The following is a 19,141-nucleotide window of genomic DNA, read 5'->3' as shown; positions in this document are numbered from 1 at the left end:
TTGCCACTGGCACGGATGGGGCCGAAGACACCACGGGATCGCCGCGTGCTCGACCAGAGCTCATAAACCCGCCGGGGATGACTGGCGATGAATAGCCCGATTCTACACCGCTGGCGCGGCGAGGGAATGGCGATGTGTCTGGGCGGTGGCTTTGGCCGAATAGCCGGTAGTTTGTAGGACCCTTCCGAAACGGCTCTTCAAGGGCTGACCTGCCGGCTCAGGCTGACTATGATCCGCCCGCCGCATGTGCGGCTTCACGAGATACACCCTCAATGGACCTTCCCAGTTTCAGTTCATACCGAACTCGTAAATTGGCACTGAGCGCGTCGTCGCCAGGGCCTGCGAAGGCTTGAGCCCGTGTGGCTGAGGTTTGCAGGTGCCTGCGTCGGCGCCTGGAGAACCTCATGCAACACTCTTCCGATCTCTGCGTTTCCCCCCTCGACCTGCGCCAGGCCGCCCAGGCGCGTCGCGACGACCTGCTGCACCCGCACGGCTACCGCGAAGGCACGGCCGGTTACCTGATGACCAGCGAATACTCGTGCCTCGATGCCGGCCTCACTGCCAGCCAGGCCATCGACATGCTGCGCCGCGAGGCCGCCGATGCCGAAACGATCTATCAGTCCTATGTCCTCGATGAGCAGCGCAACCTGCGCGGTACCTTGTCCTTGCGCGAGTTGATCCTGGCCGCCCCCGAGCAGCCGATCGAGCAGATCATGGTGCACAAGGTCATCTGCGTGTGTACCGCGACCCGCCAGGAAGAGGTGGCCCGCCTGATACGCCAGCACGACCTGCTGGCCGTGCCGGTGCTGGACGAGGGCGGGCGTCTGGTGGGGCTGGTGACGTGCGACGATGCGCTCGACGTGGTGGTCGATGAGGCCACCGAGGACTTCCACAAGGGCGCATCCATCACCAACCACGTGGGCAACCTGCGGGATGCCACGGTCAGCCTGTTGTACCGCAAGCGGGTGTTGTGGCTGGTGCTGCTGGTGTTCGGCAACCTGTTTTCGGGGGCGGGCATCGCCGCGTTCGAAGAGACCATTGCCGCGCATATCGTGCTGGTGTTCTTCCTGCCGCTGTTGGTGGACAGCGGTGGCAATGCCGGGGCGCAGTCGGCGACCTTGATGGTGCGGGGCCTGGCGACGGGCGAGGTGGTGATGCGTGACTGGCTGCGGATGCTGGGGCGCGAGTGCGGTGTGGCGTTGGCGCTGGGGGCCACCATGGCGGTGGCGGTGGCATCGCTGGGTGCGTTGCGCGGTGGGGTGGACGTGGCCATCATCGTTGCCAGCAGCATGCTGGTGATCGTGTTGCTGGGTAGCCTGATCGGTATGAGCCTGCCGTTCATGTTCACCAAGCTCAAGCTCGACCCGGCGACTGCCAGCGGGCCGTTGGTGACGTCGATTGCCGATGCGGCGGGGGTGCTGGTGTATTTCGGGATTGCTTCGTACGTGCTGGGGATCTGATGTGCCTTTGGGGCCGCAAGGCGGCCCCAGGGCAGTGCATCAGCTGTTTGGCAGCAACCGGCAGGTAATGCTCTTGATGTAGCGGGTTTCGGCAATGGCCGGGTGCACCGGGTGGTCCGGGCCTTGGCCGCCGCGCTCGAGCAGTTGCAGATTGCGATCCAGGTGACGGGCGCTGGTCAGCAGGATGTTGTTCAGGTCATCTTCGGGCAGGTGCATGGAGCACGAGGCGCTGACCAGGATGCCGTCCTTGTTGAGCATGCGCATGGCCTGTTCGTTGAGGCGGCGGTAGGCCGCTTCGCCGTTTTTCAGGTCTTTCTTGCGCTTGATGAACGCGGGTGGGTCGGCAATGATCACGTCGAAGCGCTCTTCGGCGGCCTTCAGCTCGCGCAGGGCCTCGAACACGTCACCTTCGATGCAGGTCAGTTTCTCGCTGATGCCGTTGAGTGCGGCGTTGCGCTCGACGCCGTCCAGGGCGAAGCCCGAGGCATCCACACAGAACACTTCGCTGGCACCAAATGCGCCGGCCTGCACGCCCCAGCCACCGATGTAGCTGAACAGGTCGAGCACGCGTTTGCCTTTGACGTAGGGGGCCAGGCGCGCGCGGTTCATGCGGTGGTCATAGAACCAGCCGGTCTTTTGCCCTTCACGTACCGGGGCCTCGAATTGCACGCCGTTCTCTTCCAGTGCAACCCAGTCCGGCACTTCGCCGTAAACGGTTTCGACGTAGCGCTGCAGGCCTTCGGCATCACGCGCGGCGGAATCGTTCTTGAACAGAATGCCGCTTGGCTTGAGCACCTGGATCAGGGCGGCGATCACGTCGTCCTTGTGCAGCTCCATGGTGGCCGAGGCCAGCTGAACCACGAGGATGTCGAAGAAACGGTCGACCACCAGGCCTGGGAGCAGGTCGGAGTCGCCGTAGACCAGGCGGTAGCACGGCTTGTCGAACAGGCGCTCACGCAGCGACAGGGCGACGTTGAGGCGGTGCACCAGCAGCGACTTGTCCAGTGGCAGCTTGACGTCGCGCGACAGCAGGCGCGCGCAGATCAGGTTGTTCGGGCTCAGCGCCACGATGCCCAGCGGCTTGCCGTTGGCGGCCTCGAGGACCGCCTGCTGGCCGGCCTGCAAGCCTTGCAGCGGGGTCGCGGCGACGTCGACTTCATTGCTGTAGACCCACAGGTGGCCAGCGCGCAGGCGGCGGTCGGCATTGGCTTTGAGGCGAAGGCTGGGCAGGGACATGACGTCGCTCCGGGAAAAAAGAGCGGGAGTATACCGTGTTGGCCCTTGCTGCGGTGCTGGGCGCGACAAAGTGCTGGCCAGCCGTAAAGCCAGACGATCCGGTGTTAGAATTCGCCGTCCTCAACGAGTGTGTACGCATGTCCCAAGAACTCAGCGCCGAACAGATCCAGCAAGCCTTGCAAGGCATTACCATCCCGCCGCAACCGCAGATCATGGTTGACCTGCAGTTCGAGCAGTACATGCCTGACCCAGATCTGGAAACCATCGCCAAGCTGATTTCCCAGGACCCGGGCTTGTCCGGCGCCTTGCTCAAGCTGGTCAACTCCCCGCATTTCGGCCTCTCCAACAAAATTGGCTCGATCCAGCGTGCGGTGAACCTGCTGGGCAGCCGTTCGATCATCAACTTGATCAACGCCCAGTCGATCAAAGGCGAAATGAGCGACGAAACCATCGTCACCCTGAACCGCTTCTGGGACACCGCGCAGGATGTGGCAATGACCTGCCTGACCCTGGCCAAGCGCACCGGCATGCAGTCGGCGGACGAGGCCTACACCCTTGGGCTGTTCCATGATTGCGGCGTGCCGCTGATGCTCAAGCGCTTCCCCAACTACATGGAGGTGCTGGAAGAGGCCTACGCCAAGGCCGACGGCGAAACCCGTGTGGTCGATACGGAAAACCGTGCGTTCAATACCAACCACTCGGTAGTGGGGTATTTCACCGCCAAGTCCTGGCGTCTGCCCGAGCACCTCACTGCGGCCATCGCCAACCACCACAATGCCTTGGCGGTGTTCCGCGACGAGTCTTCGCGCAATACCCAGAGCCAGCTGAAAAACCTGCTGGCGGTGCTGAAGATGGCCGAGCACATCTGCGCGTCCTACCGCGTGCTGGGCAGCCAGAGCGTTGACCACGAGTGGGAGGTGGTGGGGCCGCTGGTGCTCGACTACATTGGCTTGTCGGACTACGACTTCGAAAACCTCAAGCAGAATATCCGAGAGCTGGGCGGGCACTGACACATGCCGGAACTACCCGAAGTAGAAACCACCCGGCGCGGCATCGCGCCCCACCTGGAAGGCCAGCGGGTCAGCCGCGTGGTGGTGCGTGACCGGCGCCTGCGCTGGCCGATCCCCGAAGACCTGGATGTGCGCCTGTCGGGGCAGCGTATCGTCAGCGTCGAGCGGCGCGCCAAGTACCTGTTGATCAATGCCGAGGTCGGCACCTTGATCAGCCATTTGGGCATGTCGGGTAATTTGCGCCTGGTCGAGCTGGGCTTGCCGGCGGCCAAGCACGAGCATGTCGACATCGAGCTGGAGTCGGGGCTGATGCTGCGCTACACCGACCCGCGCCGTTTCGGCGCCATGCTCTGGAGCCTCGACCCGCTCAACCACGAGCTGCTGCTGCGTCTGGGGCCAGAGCCGCTGACCGACCTGTTCGACGGTGAACGCCTGTTCCAGCTGTCGCGCGGGCGCTCGATGGCGGTCAAGCCGTTCATCATGGACAACGCGATCGTGGTCGGTGTGGGCAACATCTACGCCACCGAAGCGTTGTTTGCCGCAGGCATCGACCCACGCCGGGAGGCAGGCGGTATATCGCGGGCGCGGTATTTGAAGCTGGCCATCGAGATCAAGCGGGTGCTGGCGGCGGCCATCGAGCAAGGCGGCACGACCTTGCGCGACTTCATTGGCGGGGATGGGCAGCCGGGGTACTTCCAGCAGGAGCTGTACGTCTACGGGCGGGGTGGCATGCCGTGCAAGCTGTGTGGCACGACCTTGCGCGAGGTGAAGCTTGGGCAACGGGCCAGTGTGTTCTGCCCGCGCTGCCAGCGCTGAATCGGGGCCGCTTGGCGGCCCATTCGCAGGGCTCAGGCCTTGCCAGTGATCAGACGATACTTGGCCATCAGTTGCTCTTCGGTCTCCGGGTGCGCTTCATCCAGCGGGATGCAGTCGACCGGGCAGACCTGCTGGCACTGCGGCTCGTCGTAGTGGCCCACGCACTGAGTGCACAGGTTAGGGTCGATCACGTAGATCTCTTCGCCTTGGGAGATGGCCTCGTTCGGGCACTCGGGTTCGCAGACGTCGCAGTTGATGCAATCGTCGGTGATGATCAGGGACATGGGGACTCCGGCCGGGGCTCACCGCCCGGGCATGTTCAACGCAATGGGCACAATTGTGCCGCATTCGCGCCCGCAGTGCACGCGGGCGCGATATTCAGGCGATCAGGCGTTACTTCTTGAAGCGTTCGGTCAGCGCCTCTGCCACTACGGGGTGGACGAACTTGCTGATATCGCCGCCCAATGCCGCGATTTCCCTGACCAACGTCGAGGAAATAAACGAATAGCGCTCCGAAGGCGTCAGGAACAGGCTCTCGACATCGGGGGCCAGTTGCCGGTTCATGTTCGCCAGCTGGAACTCGTACTCGAAGTCGGACACCGCACGCAGGCCACGCAGGAAGACGTTGGCGCCCTGTTCCTTGGCGAAATGCGCCAACAGGGAAGAGAAGCCGATGACTTCGACATTGGGCAGGTGCTTGGTGACCTCACGGGCCAGCGCCACCCGTTGTTCCAGCGGGAACAGGGGGTTTTTCTTGGGGCTGGCCGCCACCGCGATAATCACATGGTCGAACAGCCGCGAGGCGCGCTCGACCAGATCGCCATGGCCCTTGGTAATGGGGTCGAAAGTACCCGGGTACAACACTCGGTTCATCGCGTCATCCTGGCTGGAGTGCGTTGGGGAGTCGGATGGTAGCGCAGCGATTGCGCCCGGCCAAGTCGTGCGGCCGGCTGATGGCACTATAGACAGTGGGTGCATTTGTTGTCATGCGTTGTGTGCCAGGCGGGTGATCAGGGCATCGGTGAGCTTTGCGCTGAGGGCGTAAACCGATAATTGCGGGTTGGCGCCGATGCTGGTGGGGAAAAGCGAGCCGTCGTGAATCGAGAGGTTTTCCAGTTGGTGGTGCTGGCCCAAGCTGTTGCACACCGCCTGGCGCGGGTCTTCACCGAGGGCGCAGCCGCCCATCACATGGGCGCTGCCCAGGCGTGTGCGGTACGGCGCCAGTGACAGCTCGTCGATCATCGTCAGGGCTTCACTCAGGCTGCTGGCGTAGCAGGCATCGCCGTGCACCGGCAGTACCCGCGTGGCACCGGCGGCAAACTGGATGTGCGCCATGCTGCGGTAGGCGCGACGCAAACCGTCGCGCAGGTAATCGTTGACCGGGTAATCCAGCACCGGTGAGCCATCGCCGCGCAGCTCGACGGCGCCTCCCTGGCTTTGGGGGTGGAAGCCATCGCGCAGCAACGCCAGCATCACGTGGGTGTGCGGCAGCTCGGCCATGCGCTGGGCATTGTCGTTGCCATGCCCGCCCAGCAGGGTGCTGGCCAGGGCAGGGTGCAGAGGCGGCACTTCGAGTTTGTAGCCGATCGGGCCGTCGCTGCCGCCCACCCATTGAAAATGGTCGCTGTAGATCGATTGCGGGGCGCCGTAATAGGGGTCGATGCGTGCGTTGAAACGTGCCGCGCTGAAGTTGACCAGGTGCAGGAAAGTGCGTTTGCCCAGGCGCGCGTGCGGGTCGGGAGCGTTGGAGCGCAGCAACAGCGCCGGGCTGTTGATACCGCCTCCCGCCAAAATGTAGTGCCGGGCGCGCACGCTGATCTGCTTGCCGGTGGTGTTTATCCCGTTGGCGTCCAGGGCGCTGCACTGCAACCCGGCGATGCGTTCGCCGTCGTGCTCGAAGCGCTCTGCCCGGGCCAGGTACAGCAGCTCGCCACCGTGGTCGAGGGTGGCCGGTATGCTGGTCACCAGCATCGACTGCTTGGCATTGACCGGGCAGCCCATGCCGCAATAGCCAAGATTCCAGCAACCGCGCACATTGCGCGGTATCACCGCCCAACGATAGCCGAGCTGTTCGCAGCCACGGCGCAGCACTTCGTTGTTGGCATTTGGCGGCAAGGCCCAGGGGCTGATGCCCAGCTGCTGTTCGATACGTTCGAACCAGGGGGCTAATGCTTCGTTGCTCAAACCGCTGACCTGGTGCTCCTGGGCCCAATGGGCCAGGGTCTGTGGCGGTGTGCGAAAGCTCGAAGTCCAGTTGACCAGCGTGGTGCCGCCCACGGCGCGGCCCTGCAGAATGGTGATGGCGCCATCCTTGCTCATCCGCCCCAAGCCCTCCTGATATAGGCTCGCGTAAGCTTCGCTCTCCAGCAGGTGGAAGTCGCTGCTGGTCTTCAGTGGGCCTTCTTCGATCAGCAATACCTTGAACCCGGCGGCGCTGAGCAACTGCGCACTGGTGGCGCCGCCCGCGCCGCTGCCGATCACGGCGATGTCCGCTTGCAGGGTCAGATCATTCGCCAGGCGCGAGCCGTCGTGGGTGATCCAGCCGCGTTCGAGGCCTTGGCGAAACGGGTCGATTACAGGCATTGGCGGTGCTCTTGTTGTGGTCAGATCTTCGGTGGCCCTGGGTAGCCGCAGGCCGCCCAGGCTTCCGGGCGTTCGTACCAGGCCATCAGCAGCAGTTGCAGCAGCGACGCATGGCCCATGCGCAGCAGGTTCAGCGAGCTGCCCTGCCAGCGTTGCAGAAACGCGTTGATCTGCTCGGCGCTGGCTTGCTGCCAGGCGCCCCAGATACCGGTCAGGGGGCCACGGGTCAGCGGCAGGCTGAGCACGTCGAACAATTGCCGGGTGAGCTTGAGCATCTCTGGCGACAGCGCCGCCAGTTTGTGATCAAGGCTGTGCAGCACCAGCCCATCGACGGCCTGGGTGCCGGCAAGCACCACCGGGATCAGCGCGCTCAGCAGGGGCAGGTCGTCGTCGCGCAGTGCCCGATAGCCGGTTGCGGGCGACTGCGCCGTGCAGCCGACCAGGCTGGTGGTGGCGAGGAAGGCACTGGCTCCCAGGCTGAAACGGAGCAGGTCGCGGCGCTGCATGGGCCAGGGCTCAGCGGATGAACAGCTTGTAGACCAGGCGCTGCAAGGCCTTGCCGTAAGGCGGGTAGATCAGGCGGGCAGCGTTCAGGCGTTGCTTGGCCAGCACCGCCTTGGCTTTGCTGAAGGTCAGGAAGCCGTCGTGGCCGTGGTAGTGCCCCATCCCGGAAGGCCCTATGCCGCCAAAGGGCAGGTCGTCCTGGGCGACATGCAGCAGGGTGTCGTTCAGGCACACGCCACCGGAGTGGGTGTGGCGCAGTACATGCTCCTGCTCGCTGCGCTCGTAGCCGAAGTAGTAGAGGGCCAGGGGGCGTGGGCGCTGATTGATGTAGGCCAAGGCTTGGTCGAGGGTGTCATAGGGCACCAGCGGCAACAGCGGGCCGAAAATTTCGTCCTGCATCACCTGCATGCCATCGTTCACCCCTAGCAGCAGGTGAGGGGGCAGGCGTCGCCCCTGGCGGGGTTCGCCAGGGTACAGGTCGAGCACCTCGGCGCCTTGGTCGCGGGCGTCGTCCAGCAGGTGCTGCAGGCGCTGCAGCTGCCGCGGGTTGATGATGGCGGTGTAGTCGGGGTTGTCGGCGATATGTGGGTACAGGCGGCGAACGGCGAGCTGGTAGGCGTCACTGAAGGCCTGCAGCCGTTCGCGCGGCACCAGCACGTAATCGGGGGCTACGCAGGTCTGGCCGGCGTTCAGGGTCTTGCCGAAGGCAATGCGCTCGGCCGCGCTGTCCAGCGGCACGCTGGCCGAGACGATGGCCGGCGATTTGCCGCCCAGTTCCAGGGTCACCGGGGTCAGGTTGTGGGCCGCAGCCAGCATGACCTGGCGGCCCACGCTGGTAGCGCCGGTGAACAGCAGGTGGTCGAACGGCAGGCGAGCAAAGGCCTGGCCAACCTCGACCTCACCCAGCACCACACTGACCAGGTCTTCGGGGTACACGCGCGCCAGCAACTGCTTGAGTGCCTGGGCACTGGCCGGCGTTGCTTCGCTGAGCTTGAGCATGACCCGGTTGCCCGCTGCCAGGGCGCAGGTCAGCGGGCCGATGGCGAGAAACAACGGGTAGTTCCACGGCACGATGATGCCGACGACCCCCAAGGGTTGGTAGTGCACCTGCGCGCTGGCGGGCTGGAAGGCCAGGCCTACGCGGCGCCGGCTGGGGCGCATCCAGCGTTGCAAATGCCTTTCGGCGTGTCGCAGGCCCTGGATCGAGGGCAGCAGTTCAGCCAGCAAGGTCTCGTCGGCACTACGCCCGTCAAAGTCCTGGTCGATGGCTTCGATCAGTTGCGCCTGGCCCACCAGCAGTGCCTCGCGCAGGCTCTTCAGCCACTGGCGGCGCTGCGCCGCCGGTGGCGTGGGGTTGCCGGCAAAAGCCTGGCGTTGAGCGGCGAACCTCGCCGTCAGGTCGAGGTCGGAATGCACAGGAGGCGAGGCAACGGGCGAGGTCATATCGGCGCGAGTCCGGGCGAGGGAGTTCCTAGAGCCTATACTCTAATCGGTACCATGGTGCGAATTTTTCCTGGGGTTCGAGCGGTGCATTCCACAGCGTATAAGCCGTAAGATGACCCTTTGACCAAGGCCCGCAGACTGGGAGCTGAGCATGGCCCCGCGCATGAAGACCCGAGAGCGCATCGTGCAGAACAGCCTGGAGCTGTTCAACCAGCAGGGCGAACGTAGCGTCAGCACCAACCATATTGCCGCGCACATGGAAATCTCGCCCGGCAACCTCTATTACCACTTCCCCAACAAGCAGGCGATCATCGCCCTGTTGTTCAGCCAGTACGAAGCGCTGGTGGACAGTTTTCTGCGCCCGCCTCAAGGGCGAGCCGCAACGGTGGAAGACAAGCGTTTCTACCTCAAGGCCCTGCTCGCGGCGATGTGGAACTACCGCTTCCTGCACCGCGACCTGGAACACCTGCTGGACAGCGACCCCGAGCTGGCCGCGCGCTATCGGCGGTTTTCCGAGCGCTGCCTGCGCCAGGGCCAGGCGATTTACCGGGGCTTTGTCGACGCCGGGATCCTGGCCATGGCGCCGGCGCAGATCGAGTCGCTGACCATCAACGCCTGGATCGTGCTGACGTCATGGGTGCGTTTTCTCAGCACCACGCGTGAGCACTCCGCGCACCTGGGTGAAGAAGCCTTCAAGCGCGGCGTCTATCAGGTACTGGTGCTGGAGCTCGGCTTCGTCACCGTTGACGCCCGCAATGCCGTGGACGCGCTGTGCCAGGAATTCCATGTACCGTTCAACCAGGCCCTGGAACTGTAAACCAGGGCACGAGTGCCATCGATCAGGAGATAGTCATGCCCCTTGCGCAATTGATCACCCCGCAACAGTTGGCCGAGCGTCTGGGCTCGCCCGATCTGGTGATTCTCGACTGCCGCTTTGCCCTCGAGGATGTGGACTATGGCCAACGCAGCTATGCCGAGGGGCATATTGCCGGGGCCCACTTCGCCGACCTTGAGCGCGACCTCAGTGGCCCGGTAAGCAAGGGACGCACGGGGCGCCACCCATTACCGGATGCGGGGCGGCTGGTTGAGCGCCTGCGCGAGTGGGGGCTGGACGATGACAGCCAGGTGGTGCTCTACGACGACGGCCCCGGTGCATTTGCCGCCCGCGCCTGGTGGTTGCTGGCCTGGCTGGGCAAGCGCAGTGGCGTGTCGATCCTCGATGGCGGCCTCAAGGCATGGCATGCAGCGCACCTGCCGTTGAGCCTGGACCCACCCCCCAAGTACAAGGGTACGTTCACAGGTGAGCCGGATAACACGTTGCTGATCGATGCCGAGCACTTGGCCAAGCACCTGGGCGATGCGGGGCTGACGTTGATCGACGCCAGAGGCTTGCCGCGCTTTCGCGGTGAAGTCGAGCCGATCGACCCGGTTGCTGGGCACATTCCTGGTGCGCAGTGCGCGGCGTTTACCGACAACCTGGGGGCCGACGGGCGTTTTCTACCGGCCGACGCACTCAAGCAACGGTTTGCCGAAAAGTTGGCGGGGCGCTCGCCAGAGCAGTTGGTGGCCTACTGCGGGTCGGGGGTGACGGCTTGCCACAATCTGTTTGCCCTGGCACTGGCGGGCTATCCGCTGGGGCGGCTGTATGCAGGGTCGTGGAGCGAGTGGATCAATGATCCGGCGCGTGGGGTGGCGACCGGGGATTGACCCGGGCTGCTGCTACGCGCCTTCTACCAGCCACTGCGGAATCCGCCGTTCCAGGTAATACCCCGGGTTGCGCAGGCTGCCATCGACAAAACCCACATGGCCACCGCGATTGTGCAGTTCAAACTGCGTCTGCGCTGCCAGTTCGCTGGCCAAGGGCAAGCTGTGGCTGGACACGAATGGATCGTCGCTGGCGTGGATGATCAGGGTCGGCGTGCGGTTCTCGCCCAAGAAGAAGCGGCTCGATGAGCGGCGGTAGTAGTCGTGCGCATCGTTGAAACCATTGAGCGGCGCAGTGACCCTGCCGTCGAAGTCCCAGAAGGTGCGCAGTTTGGTCAGGGGCCCGAGCCGTTGCAGGGCTGCTAGCCGCTCGTGTTCGCCCTTCTCATGGAAGTGGCGCTGCTTGAGCTGTACATAGGCCAGCATCTCGCGCATGAAATGGGCCTGGTAGACCTTCGAAAAACCCTGGCCGATACGGTCGGCACACTGGTCCAGGCGAAACGGCACCGACACCGCGACCGCAGCCTCCAGCTGGCTGGCCGAGCCGCTTTCGCCCAGGTATTTGAGCAGCACATTGCCACCCAACGAATAACCCACAGCATAAAGTGGCGCCAATGGGCGCTGGGCGCGCAGGTGCGCGACGATTTCTGCCAGGTCCTCGCTGGCGCCGGAGTGGTAGCTGCGCGGCAGCAGGTTCGGCTCGCCCGAACAACCGCGCCAGTTCACCGCCACGCTTGCCCAGCCGCGGCCCTGCAGGGCTTGCTGCAAGCCTTTGACGTAAGGCGAGTGGGAAGACCCGGTCAGCCCGTGCAGCACCAGCACCAGCGGCGCATCCGCCTGGTGCGGGCCATGCCAGTCGAGGTCGATGAAATCGCCATCGGCCAGCCACAGCCGTTCGCGGTCGCGCTCCAGCGCTGGCAGCTTGCGCCAGAGCGGGCCCCACAAGGTTTGCAGGTGCGGATTGGACAGGCCGACGGCCGGGCGAAAATGGGCAGTGAGGCTGGGCATGCTGGGCGACTCGTGATGTGCCTGCCTAGAGTGCCATGAAACGCTGCCCCTGTACCTGCGCTATTGGTCGAGAGCCGGCAGCGGTTGTTGGTTCACCAGCGGGCCGACGCTGACAAGCACCTGGCGCGTCTGGTCGAACCTGCGTTGCATGACTTCGCGGACCACCTCCGGGGTCAGCTGGGTCAAGCGCTCGATGTAGGTATTCAGGTGGTCATCCGCTTGCCGCTGATAGGTGGTGTTGGTGAGTAGCGCGGCCAGGCTGTTGTTCCTGGCAACACCGCGCAACGGGTGTTCGGACATGGCGCAAGTGCTCCTGCAAGAAACGAAGGAGCAGCTTCAGCCATGGCGCCGGTTACTGTGCTGTAACTAATTACGCCAACACGGTAAACCGGCGTGCAGTCGGGCGGTCAGCCGCGCTGCCAAAGCGCGTAATGCACCTGGCCGGTCTTTTTCTCGCGGTGCAGGCGCCAGTTACCGGGCATTTGCAAGGCCGAGGGCGCGGTCTCGCTTTCGGTGTAGATCCACGCCTGTTCACGCAGCCACTGGTTCTGCTCCAGCAGGTTGCAGGTGTTGGCCAGCAGGTCCTGATGGAAAGGCGGGTCGAGGAACACGACGTCGAACTGCTGCTTGGCCGGGTTTTGCAGGTAGCGCAGCGCGTCGGTCTGCAGGATCTGCCCGCGTGGGCAGCGCAGCAGCTCGAGGTTGTCCTTGAGGTTGCTGATGGCGGCTGGGTTGCTGTCCAGGGCCACGGCATCTTCGGCGCCGCGAGACAAGGCTTCGAGCACCAGAGCACCGCTGCCGGTAAAGGCATCCAGCACCCGGGCGCCTTCGATGTAAGGCGCAAGCCAGTTGAACACGGTTTCGCGCACACGGTCAGGCGTTGGCCGCAGGCCGTCGCCTTCAGGCACCACCAGGCGGCGGCTGCGCCACTCGCCGGCGATGATGCGCAGGTGGCCCTGGCCCTTGCTTTGGCCCGTTTGAGGGCGGGCGGGAGGGGTGGATCTTGGCATTAGTGCTCCGGTACGCCGGGCGGTTGCTCGGCGGGCTTGTCAGTGGGGGCTGGCAGCGGTTTTTGCGGCACCTTGGGGCCAGCGGTGACGATCACCAGTTTATCGGCTGACAGGTGTTTGTTCATGGCGGCCTTGACCTGTTCGACGGTAAGGGCCTGGGACTGCTGCATGAAGTCCTCGAGCCAGGTCAGCGGCAGGTTGTAGAAGCCGATGGCCCCCAGTTGGCCGACGATACTGGCGTTGCTGGCATTGGACAGCGGGAAGCTGCCGGCCAGCTCGCGCTTGGCGTCGTCCAGCTCTTGCTGGGTCGGGCCGCTTTTCAGGTAGTCGGCAAGAATGTCCTGGACCAGCTTGAGTGTGCCTTCGCTGAGTTCGGCGCGGGTTTGCAGGTTGATCATGAACGGGCCGCGTACCTGCATCGGGCTGAACACCGAGTAGACGCCGTAGGTGAGGCCGCGCTTTTCACGTACTTCACTCATCAGGCGGGTGCCGAACGCGCCACCGCCAAGGATCTGGTTGCCCAGCGACAGGGCTGGCCAGTCTGGGTCCTGACGGTCGATACCCAGTTCAGCCAGCATCAGGTGGGTCTGTTTGGACGGGAAGTCAATGTGGGTCAGGCCCGCCTTGGGCTCAGCGGGCTGGGCCGGTGCCGCCAGCGCCGGGCCCTTGGGCAGGCCGGCGGAAACCTGGGCGGCAATGGCTTCGGCTTCGGCGCGGCTGAGGTCGCCGACCAGGGCGATGACCGCATTGCCGGCGGTGTAGGCCTTGGCATGGAAGGCGCGCAGCTGTGCCAGGGTGATACCGTTGATGCTTTCGGCGGTGCCGTCGCTCGGGTGAGCGTAGGGATGGTCGCCGTAGAGCTTGCCGAACAGCGCCTTGCCAGCGATCTTGCCGGGGTTCTGCTTCTCGTATTCGAAGCCGGCCAGCATCTGGTTCTTGATGCGCTTGAGGGCGTCCTCCGGGAACGTGGGCTTGCCGGCGACCTCGGCGAACAGTTTGAGCGCCGGTTCGCGCTTGTCCTGGGTGCTCAGGCTGCGCAGCGAGGCCACGGCCATGTCGCGGTACGAGCCGTTGCCGAAGTCTGCGCCGAGGCCTTCGAAGCCTTCGGCAATGGCGGTCACGTCCTTGCCTGCCACGCCCTCGTTGAGCATGGCGTTGGTCAAGGCGGCCAGGCCTGGCGTGGCGCCGTCCTGGCTGCTACCGGCGGCGAATGTGACGCGCAGGTCGAACATCGGCAGTTCGCGGGCTTCGACGAACAGCACTCGGGCGCCTTCGGCGGTGGTCCAGTTCTGGATGTTCAGCTGGCGCCGGCTGGGCGCCTTGCCATCCAGCTCGGCCAGTGACTGCAGGGTATTGGCCGGGCGGGCCGCAGTGCTGTCGGCCTTCGGCGCGTTGTCGGCCAGGGCCGGGGCCGCCAGCACTGCCGCCAGCGTAAGGGCGCGGATGCCCGTAGCCAGCAGGGTGAGGCGTGGTGCGCGACGATCACTCATGAGCGGACTCCTCGGGCAGTACATGGGCAACGCTCAGGCGTTCGCGGGTGAAGTAGGTGTGCGCAGCGTTCTGGATGTCTTGCGGGGTCACGCGCTTGAGCTCGTCCAGTTCGCTGTCGATCAGCTTCCAGGACAGGCCCACGGTCTCCAGCTGGCCGATGGTGGTGGCTTGGCTGCTGATGGAGTCGCGATCGTAGACCAGGCCGGCGATCACCTGGGCGCGCACGCGTTCGAGCTCTTCGGCGCTAGGGGGCGTGGTCTTGAGCTCTTCGAGCAGTTGCCAGATGCCCTTTTCCACGTCTGCCAGGGTTTTCTGCTTCTGCACGTTCGGCGTGGCCGAGATCAGGAACAGGCTGTCACCACGGGTGAAGGCGTTGTAGCTGGACGACGCCCCGGCCACCAGCTCCTGACCGCGCTCCAGGCGGGCCGGCATGCGGGCACTGTAGCCGCCGTCGAGCAAGGCCGAGATCAGGCGCAGGGCGTGCACCGTGCTCGGCTCCTGGGTGGTCGCCAGGCCGGGTACGTTGAAGCCGTAGATCAGGCTTGGCAACTGCGTGCGCACATGCAGGGTCAGTTGGCGCTGGCCTGGCTCGGCCAGCTCCAGCGGCAGCTTGGCTGGCGGGACCGCGCGTTTGGGAATGCCGGCGAAGTACTTTTGCGCCAGGCCCTTGACCTCGTCGACGGTGACATCGCCGACCACCACCAGGGTGGCGTTGTTGGGCGCGTACCAGGATTCGTACCAGTGCCGCAGCTCCTCGACCTTCATGCGTTCGAGGTCGGCCATCCAGCCGATGGTCGGGGTGTGATAGCCACTGGCCGGGTAGGCCATGGCGCGGAACAGCTCGAATGCTTTCGAGTTGGGCTGATCATCGGTGCGCAGGCGGCGCTCTTCCTTGATCACTTCGATTTCGCGGCTGAACTCGTCGGCGGGCAGGCGCAGGCTGGCCAGGCGGTCGGCTTCGAGTTCCAGGGCCACTGGCAGGCGGTCGCGGGCCAGCACCTGGTAGTAGGCCGTGTAATCGTCGCTGGTGAAGGCGTTTTCTTCGGCGCCCAGGTCCCGCAGGATGCGCGAGCCCTCGCCGGGGCCGACTTTGGCGCTACCCTTGAACATCATGTGTTCCAGGGCGTGGGACAGGCCGGTCTGGCCCGGGGTCTCGTAGCTGGAGCCAACCTTGTACCAGATCTGCGAAACCACGACCGGTGCGCGGTGGTCTTCGCGCACGATCACCTTGAGGCCATTGTCGAGGATGAATTCGTGAGTCGGTTGCACATCGGCGGCGAAGGCCGCGAGCGGCAGGCAGAGCGTGCCGAGCAACAGGCCAGCGGCGCGGCGGGCTAGAGCATTCATACGGTGTTTAACCTGTTCGGCGGCCCGCAGGGTTTAGCGTCGGCGGGCCAGGAGGTGCTAGGATACTGATCCGGTTGCCTGGCGACCATGCCTGTCGCCGTTCTGGCCCGCAGGACACTAAGACAAAACGTTGCGCATGAACCAGCCGGCTTCAAGATAGTCTGTTCTGCGTATAGAGAATTCCCGATGCGCCATTGCTGGCGCATCGCTACCCTGAGATAGCCGTCCTCCATGTTTGGTTCCAACGACGACAAAAAAGCGCCGGCCGAGTCTGGCGAAAAGAAAGGCCTGTTCAGCTGGTTTCGCAAGAAGCCGCAGCAACCTGTCGCCGAACAGCCGCAAACGCCCGAGCCACAGTCTGCTGAACCGGTAGCGCCGCAGCCTGCCGTCGAGCTGCCTGAAGCGCCGCCGCTCGCGCCTTTGGCCGCGCCGGCCCCGGTTGCTCCCGAGGTGCCTCAGCCTGCGCTGCCGCCTGCTGCCTTCAAGGCCCCCGAGCCCGAGCAGCCAGCGGCAGGTGCGGGCTTGCCCGCGAATCCGCAAGCCGCCACACCGGTCGAAAGCCCTTCGCCGCTGGTGCAAGCCCCTGAAGCCCCGGTAGTTCGCGGCGCAGAACCGCCTGTCAGCAACCTGGTGCTGCCGGTCGCCGAAGAGCCCGTGGCCCTGGTGCCGGACCTGGAGCCTATCGCCCCGCCAGCGATCCCTGAACGCCCGGTAGTCGCAGCGCCTGCCGCGCCTCATCCGGCGCCCGTGGTTGTCGAGCCAGCAGCGGTCGCGGCGCCTGCCCCGGTCGAAGCTGAACCGGTTGCCGTACCGGTCGCCACCGAACAGTCCAAGCCCGGCTTCTTCGCCCGCCTCAAGCAAGGCCTGTCCAAGACCAGTGCCAGCATCGGCGAAGGCATGGCCAGCCTGTTCATGGGCAAGAAGGTTATCGATGATGACCTGCTCGACGAGATCGAAACCCGCCTGCTGACCGCCGACGTCGGCGTCGAAGCGACCTCGGCCATTGTCCAGAACCTGACCCAGAAGGTTGCCCGCAAGCAACTGGCCGATGCCGATGCGTTGTACAAGTCGCTGCAGGAAGAACTGGCCGCGCTGCTGCGCCCGGTCGAGCAGCCGCTGAAGATCCAGGCGCAGAACAAGCCCTACGTGATCCTGGTGGTCGGCGTGAACGGCGCTGGCAAGACCACCACCATCGGCAAGATGGCCAAGAAGCTGCAGTTGGAGGGCAAGAAGGTCATGCTGGCCGCGGGCGACACTTTCCGCGCTGCGGCCGTTGAGCAGTTGCAGGTCTGGGGCGAGCGTAACCAGATCCCGGTGATCGCCCAGCACACCGGTGCCGACTCCGCCTCGGTGATCTTCGATGCCGTGCAGGCCGCCAAGGCCCGTGGCGTCGATGTGCTGATCGCCGACACGGCCGGCCGTCTGCACACCAAGGACAACTTGATGGAAGAGCTGAAGAAGGTTCGTCGGGTCATCGGCAAGCTCGACGCCGAGGCGCCTCACGAGGTGCTGCTGGTGCTCGACGCCGGTACCGGCCAGAACGCCATCAGCCAGGCCAAGTACTTCAACCAGAGCGTCGAGCTGACTGGCCTGGCGCTGACCAAGCTGGACGGCACCGCCAAGGGCGGGGTGATCTTCGCCCTGGCCAAGCAATTCAGCATCCCGATCCGTTTCATCGGTGTCGGCGAAGGTATCGACGACCTGCGCACCTTTGAAGCCGAGCCGTTCGTCAAGGCGCTGTTCGCCGAGCGAGAGCATCCATGATCCGATTCGAACAGGTCGCCAAGCGCTATCCCAATGGCCATGTAGGCTTGCATGAGCTGAGTTTCCGGGCGCGCCGGGGCGAATTCCTGTTCGTCACCGGGCACTCGGGTGCCGGTAAGAGCACTTTGTTGCGTTTGCTGCTGGCCATGGAACGCCCGACCAGCGGCAAGCTGCTGCTGGCAGGGCAGGACCTGGGCCAGATCAGCAATGCGCAGATCCCCTTCCTGCGTCGGCAGATCGGTGTGGTGTTCCAGAACCACCAGTTGCTGTTCGATCGCACGGTGTTCAACAACATCGCCTTGCCGCTGCAGATCCTCGGTTTGTCCAAGGCCGAGATCACCAAACGCGTGGATTCGGCGCTGGAGCGTGTGTCGCTGGCCGACAAGGGCGAGCTGTTCCCGGCGGACCTGTCCACGGGGCAGCAGCAGCGGGTGGGTATTGCGCGGGCCATCGTCCATCAGCCAGCCCTGTTGCTGGCCGACGAACCCACCGGCAACCTTGACCCGCGCCTGGCCGCGGAGATCATGGGCGTGTTCGAGGATATCAACCGCCTGGGCACCACGGTATTGATCGCCAGCCACGACCTGGCACTGATCGCGCGCATGCGCCACCGCATGCTGACGCTGCAGCGCGGCCGTCTGATCGGCGATGGGGAGGCCGGGCAATGAGCACTACACGTACGCCGAAGGTTTCCGAGCGGGTTGCGCCGAAACCCGCTGACCCGCAGCCTGGAAAGAAAAAACGCGACGACGATGACGGCCCGGACTTTCGCACCTTGCTGCATGCCTGGCTGGAGAGCCACCGGGCAAGCATGGCCGACAGCTTGCGTCGCCTCGGCAAGCAGCCGATCGGCAGCTTCTTTACCTGCCTGGTCATGGCCGTGGCCTTGAGCATGCCCATGGGCCTGTCGTTGCTGCTGAAGAACGTCGAGAAGCTCGGCGGGTCCTGGCAGCGCGCCGCGCAGATTTCGCTATACCTGAAGCTTGACGCTGGCAGCAAGGAAGGCGAGGCCCTGCGTGACGAGATCAAGCGCATGCCCGGGGTGGCCGATGCGTTGTATGTCAGCCGCGACCAGGCGCTGGAAGAGTTCCAGCAGCAGTCCGGGCTGGGCGAGGCCTTGCGTGAACTCCCCGAAAACCCGCTGCCTGGCGTGGTGGTGGTGACCCCGAGCGAGGTCGATAAGCCCGCGCTGGAGGCATTACGTCAGCGCCTATCGGAGCTGCCCAAGGTCGAAGTGGCACAGCTGGACTTGGTATGGGTCGAACGCCTGGCGGCGATCCTCAAGTTGGGTGACCGCTTTGTCTTCGGGTTGGCGGTCATGCTGATTTCTGCGTTGCTGTTAGTAATCGGTAACACAATTCGTCTACATATTGAAAACCGCCGCACCGAGATCGAAGTCATCAAGCTGGTAGGCGGCACCGACAGCTACGTGCGCCGGCCTTTCCTGTACATGGGTGCCTTGTACGGCCTGGGTGCGGGTTTCTTGGCCTGGGGTATCCTGGCGTTCGGCCTGAACTGGCTGAACCAGGCGGTTGTCGGGCTGTCCGGCTTGTACGGCAGTGACTTCGCCCTGGGCGGCGTGCCGGCGTCCGATGGTCTGTCGCTCTTGATCGGAGCGGTGCTGTTAGGGTATATCGGTGCATGGATCGCGGTCGCTCGCCACTTGAACGAGCTAGCGCCTCGATAGTTTTTCCCGTGCCAGCATTGACTTTATTACCGTTTTGGGAACTTGTTCATCGGTTTCCGGTCAATGTTGGCAGTGCCC

General features: G+C 64.5%; 19 protein-coding genes. 8 read left to right on the top strand and 11 right to left on the bottom strand.

Features of this window, described 5'->3' with window-relative positions:
- Positions 1-404 precede the first annotated feature (404 nt).
- The gene (gene mgtE / locus CKW22_RS06400) at positions 405-1,460 is read left to right on the top strand and encodes a magnesium transporter (RefSeq protein WP_095063912.1); all 1,056 of its coding nucleotides are present in this window, start codon (positions 405-407) and stop codon (positions 1,458-1,460) included.
- 39 nt (positions 1,461-1,499) lie between these two features.
- Here mgtE and CKW22_RS06395 read toward each other — a convergent pair whose 3' ends face one another.
- The gene (locus tag CKW22_RS06395) at positions 1,500-2,696 is read right to left on the bottom strand and encodes a class I SAM-dependent rRNA methyltransferase (protein WP_033702048.1); all 1,197 of its coding nucleotides are present in this window, start codon (positions 2,694-2,696) and stop codon (positions 1,500-1,502) included.
- A 191-nt stretch (positions 2,697-2,887) separates the two neighbouring features.
- Between CKW22_RS06395 and CKW22_RS06390 the strand changes: the two genes are divergently transcribed.
- A complete protein-coding gene (locus CKW22_RS06390) occupies positions 2,888-3,706 on the top strand; it encodes an HDOD domain-containing protein (protein ID WP_177326480.1) in 819 nt (272 codons plus the stop codon).
- Positions 3,707-3,709: 3 nt separating this feature from the next.
- Positions 3,710-4,522 (top strand): bifunctional DNA-formamidopyrimidine glycosylase/DNA-(apurinic or apyrimidinic site) lyase, encoded by an 813-nt coding sequence (gene mutM / locus CKW22_RS06385; protein WP_033702045.1) that lies wholly within the window; start codon positions 3,710-3,712, stop codon positions 4,520-4,522.
- A 32-nt stretch (positions 4,523-4,554) separates the two neighbouring features.
- Here mutM and CKW22_RS06380 read toward each other — a convergent pair whose 3' ends face one another.
- The 5 genes from CKW22_RS06380 to CKW22_RS06360 all read right to left on the bottom strand — a co-directional run bounded on the left by CKW22_RS06380 (position 4,555) and on the right by CKW22_RS06360 (position 9,052).
- Positions 4,555-4,806 (bottom strand): YfhL family 4Fe-4S dicluster ferredoxin, encoded by a 252-nt coding sequence (locus tag CKW22_RS06380; protein ID WP_027592315.1) that lies wholly within the window; start codon positions 4,804-4,806, stop codon positions 4,555-4,557.
- Positions 4,807-4,915: 109 nt separating this feature from the next.
- Entirely contained in the window at positions 4,916-5,395 is a 480-nt protein-coding gene (coaD, locus tag CKW22_RS06375) for a pantetheine-phosphate adenylyltransferase (RefSeq protein ID WP_016489662.1), read from the bottom strand.
- A 111-nt stretch (positions 5,396-5,506) separates the two neighbouring features.
- On the bottom strand, positions 5,507-7,105 hold the full coding sequence (locus CKW22_RS06370) for a GMC family oxidoreductase (protein WP_095063911.1): 1,599 nt from the start codon (positions 7,103-7,105) through the stop codon (positions 5,507-5,509).
- Between the two features lie 20 nt (positions 7,106-7,125).
- On the bottom strand, positions 7,126-7,611 hold the full coding sequence (locus CKW22_RS06365) for a hypothetical protein (protein ID WP_047582168.1): 486 nt from the start codon (positions 7,609-7,611) through the stop codon (positions 7,126-7,128).
- A 10-nt stretch (positions 7,612-7,621) separates the two neighbouring features.
- The gene (locus CKW22_RS06360) at positions 7,622-9,052 is read right to left on the bottom strand and encodes a coniferyl aldehyde dehydrogenase (RefSeq protein ID WP_095063910.1); all 1,431 of its coding nucleotides are present in this window, start codon (positions 9,050-9,052) and stop codon (positions 7,622-7,624) included.
- 151 nt (positions 9,053-9,203) lie between these two features.
- Here CKW22_RS06360 and CKW22_RS06355 point away from each other — a divergent pair, with 151 nt between their 5' ends.
- Both CKW22_RS06355 and CKW22_RS06350 read left to right on the top strand, forming a co-directional pair.
- Positions 9,204-9,869, top strand: a complete 666-nt coding sequence (locus tag CKW22_RS06355; RefSeq protein WP_033702040.1) for a TetR/AcrR family transcriptional regulator — start codon at positions 9,204-9,206, stop codon at positions 9,867-9,869.
- Between the two features lie 35 nt (positions 9,870-9,904).
- Positions 9,905-10,759 carry a sulfurtransferase gene (locus tag CKW22_RS06350; protein ID WP_095063909.1) on the top strand — a complete coding sequence of 285 codons (855 nt, stop codon included), beginning with the start codon at positions 9,905-9,907 and terminating at the stop codon, positions 10,757-10,759.
- Positions 10,760-10,771: 12 nt separating this feature from the next.
- On the opposite strand, the gene CKW22_RS06345 is transcribed toward CKW22_RS06350, so the two are convergent.
- The 5 genes from CKW22_RS06345 to CKW22_RS06325 form a co-directional block, all read right to left on the bottom strand.
- Entirely contained in the window at positions 10,772-11,764 is a 993-nt protein-coding gene (locus CKW22_RS06345) for a hydrolase (protein WP_033702038.1), read from the bottom strand.
- Positions 11,765-11,824: 60 nt separating this feature from the next.
- Entirely contained in the window at positions 11,825-12,064 is a 240-nt protein-coding gene (locus CKW22_RS06340; protein WP_033702037.1) for a hypothetical protein, read from the bottom strand.
- Between the two features lie 107 nt (positions 12,065-12,171).
- Positions 12,172-12,774 carry a 16S rRNA (guanine(966)-N(2))-methyltransferase RsmD gene (gene rsmD / locus CKW22_RS06335; RefSeq protein WP_095063908.1) on the bottom strand — a complete coding sequence of 201 codons (603 nt, stop codon included), beginning with the start codon at positions 12,772-12,774 and terminating at the stop codon, positions 12,172-12,174.
- Positions 12,774-14,264: a pitrilysin family protein gene (locus CKW22_RS06330; RefSeq protein WP_095063907.1), complete on the bottom strand. Its 1,491-nt coding sequence runs from the start codon at positions 14,262-14,264 to the stop codon at positions 12,774-12,776. Before CKW22_RS06330 ends, rsmD begins: the two co-directional genes overlap by 1 nt.
- Entirely contained in the window at positions 14,257-15,612 is a 1,356-nt protein-coding gene (locus CKW22_RS06325) for a pitrilysin family protein (protein ID WP_095063906.1), read from the bottom strand. Before CKW22_RS06325 ends, CKW22_RS06330 begins: the two co-directional genes overlap by 8 nt.
- Before the next feature lie 231 nt (positions 15,613-15,843).
- Here CKW22_RS06325 and ftsY point away from each other — a divergent pair, with 231 nt between their 5' ends.
- Genes ftsY through ftsX form a run of 3 tightly spaced genes read left to right on the top strand, consistent with a single transcriptional unit; the run spans position 15,844 to position 19,063 of the window.
- Complete coding sequence (gene ftsY / locus CKW22_RS06315) at positions 15,844-17,376, top strand: signal recognition particle-docking protein FtsY (protein ID WP_095063905.1); 1,533 nt, start codon at positions 15,844-15,846, stop codon at positions 17,374-17,376.
- Positions 17,373-18,044 carry a cell division ATP-binding protein FtsE gene (gene ftsE, locus CKW22_RS06310; protein WP_027592328.1) on the top strand — a complete coding sequence of 224 codons (672 nt, stop codon included), beginning with the start codon at positions 17,373-17,375 and terminating at the stop codon, positions 18,042-18,044. The genes ftsY and ftsE overlap by 4 nt, the downstream gene beginning before the upstream one ends.
- Entirely contained in the window at positions 18,041-19,063 is a 1,023-nt protein-coding gene (gene ftsX / locus CKW22_RS06305; protein WP_033702032.1) for a permease-like cell division protein FtsX, read from the top strand. Before ftsE ends, ftsX begins: the two co-directional genes overlap by 4 nt.
- Positions 19,064-19,141 lie beyond the last annotated feature (78 nt).

This window comes from Pseudomonas sp. Irchel s3f19 (genome assembly GCF_900187555.1).
In the GTDB taxonomy this organism is placed as follows: domain Bacteria; phylum Pseudomonadota; class Gammaproteobacteria; order Pseudomonadales; family Pseudomonadaceae; genus Aquipseudomonas; species Aquipseudomonas capeferrum.
This window is presented reverse-complemented; position numbering and strand designations above follow the sequence as displayed.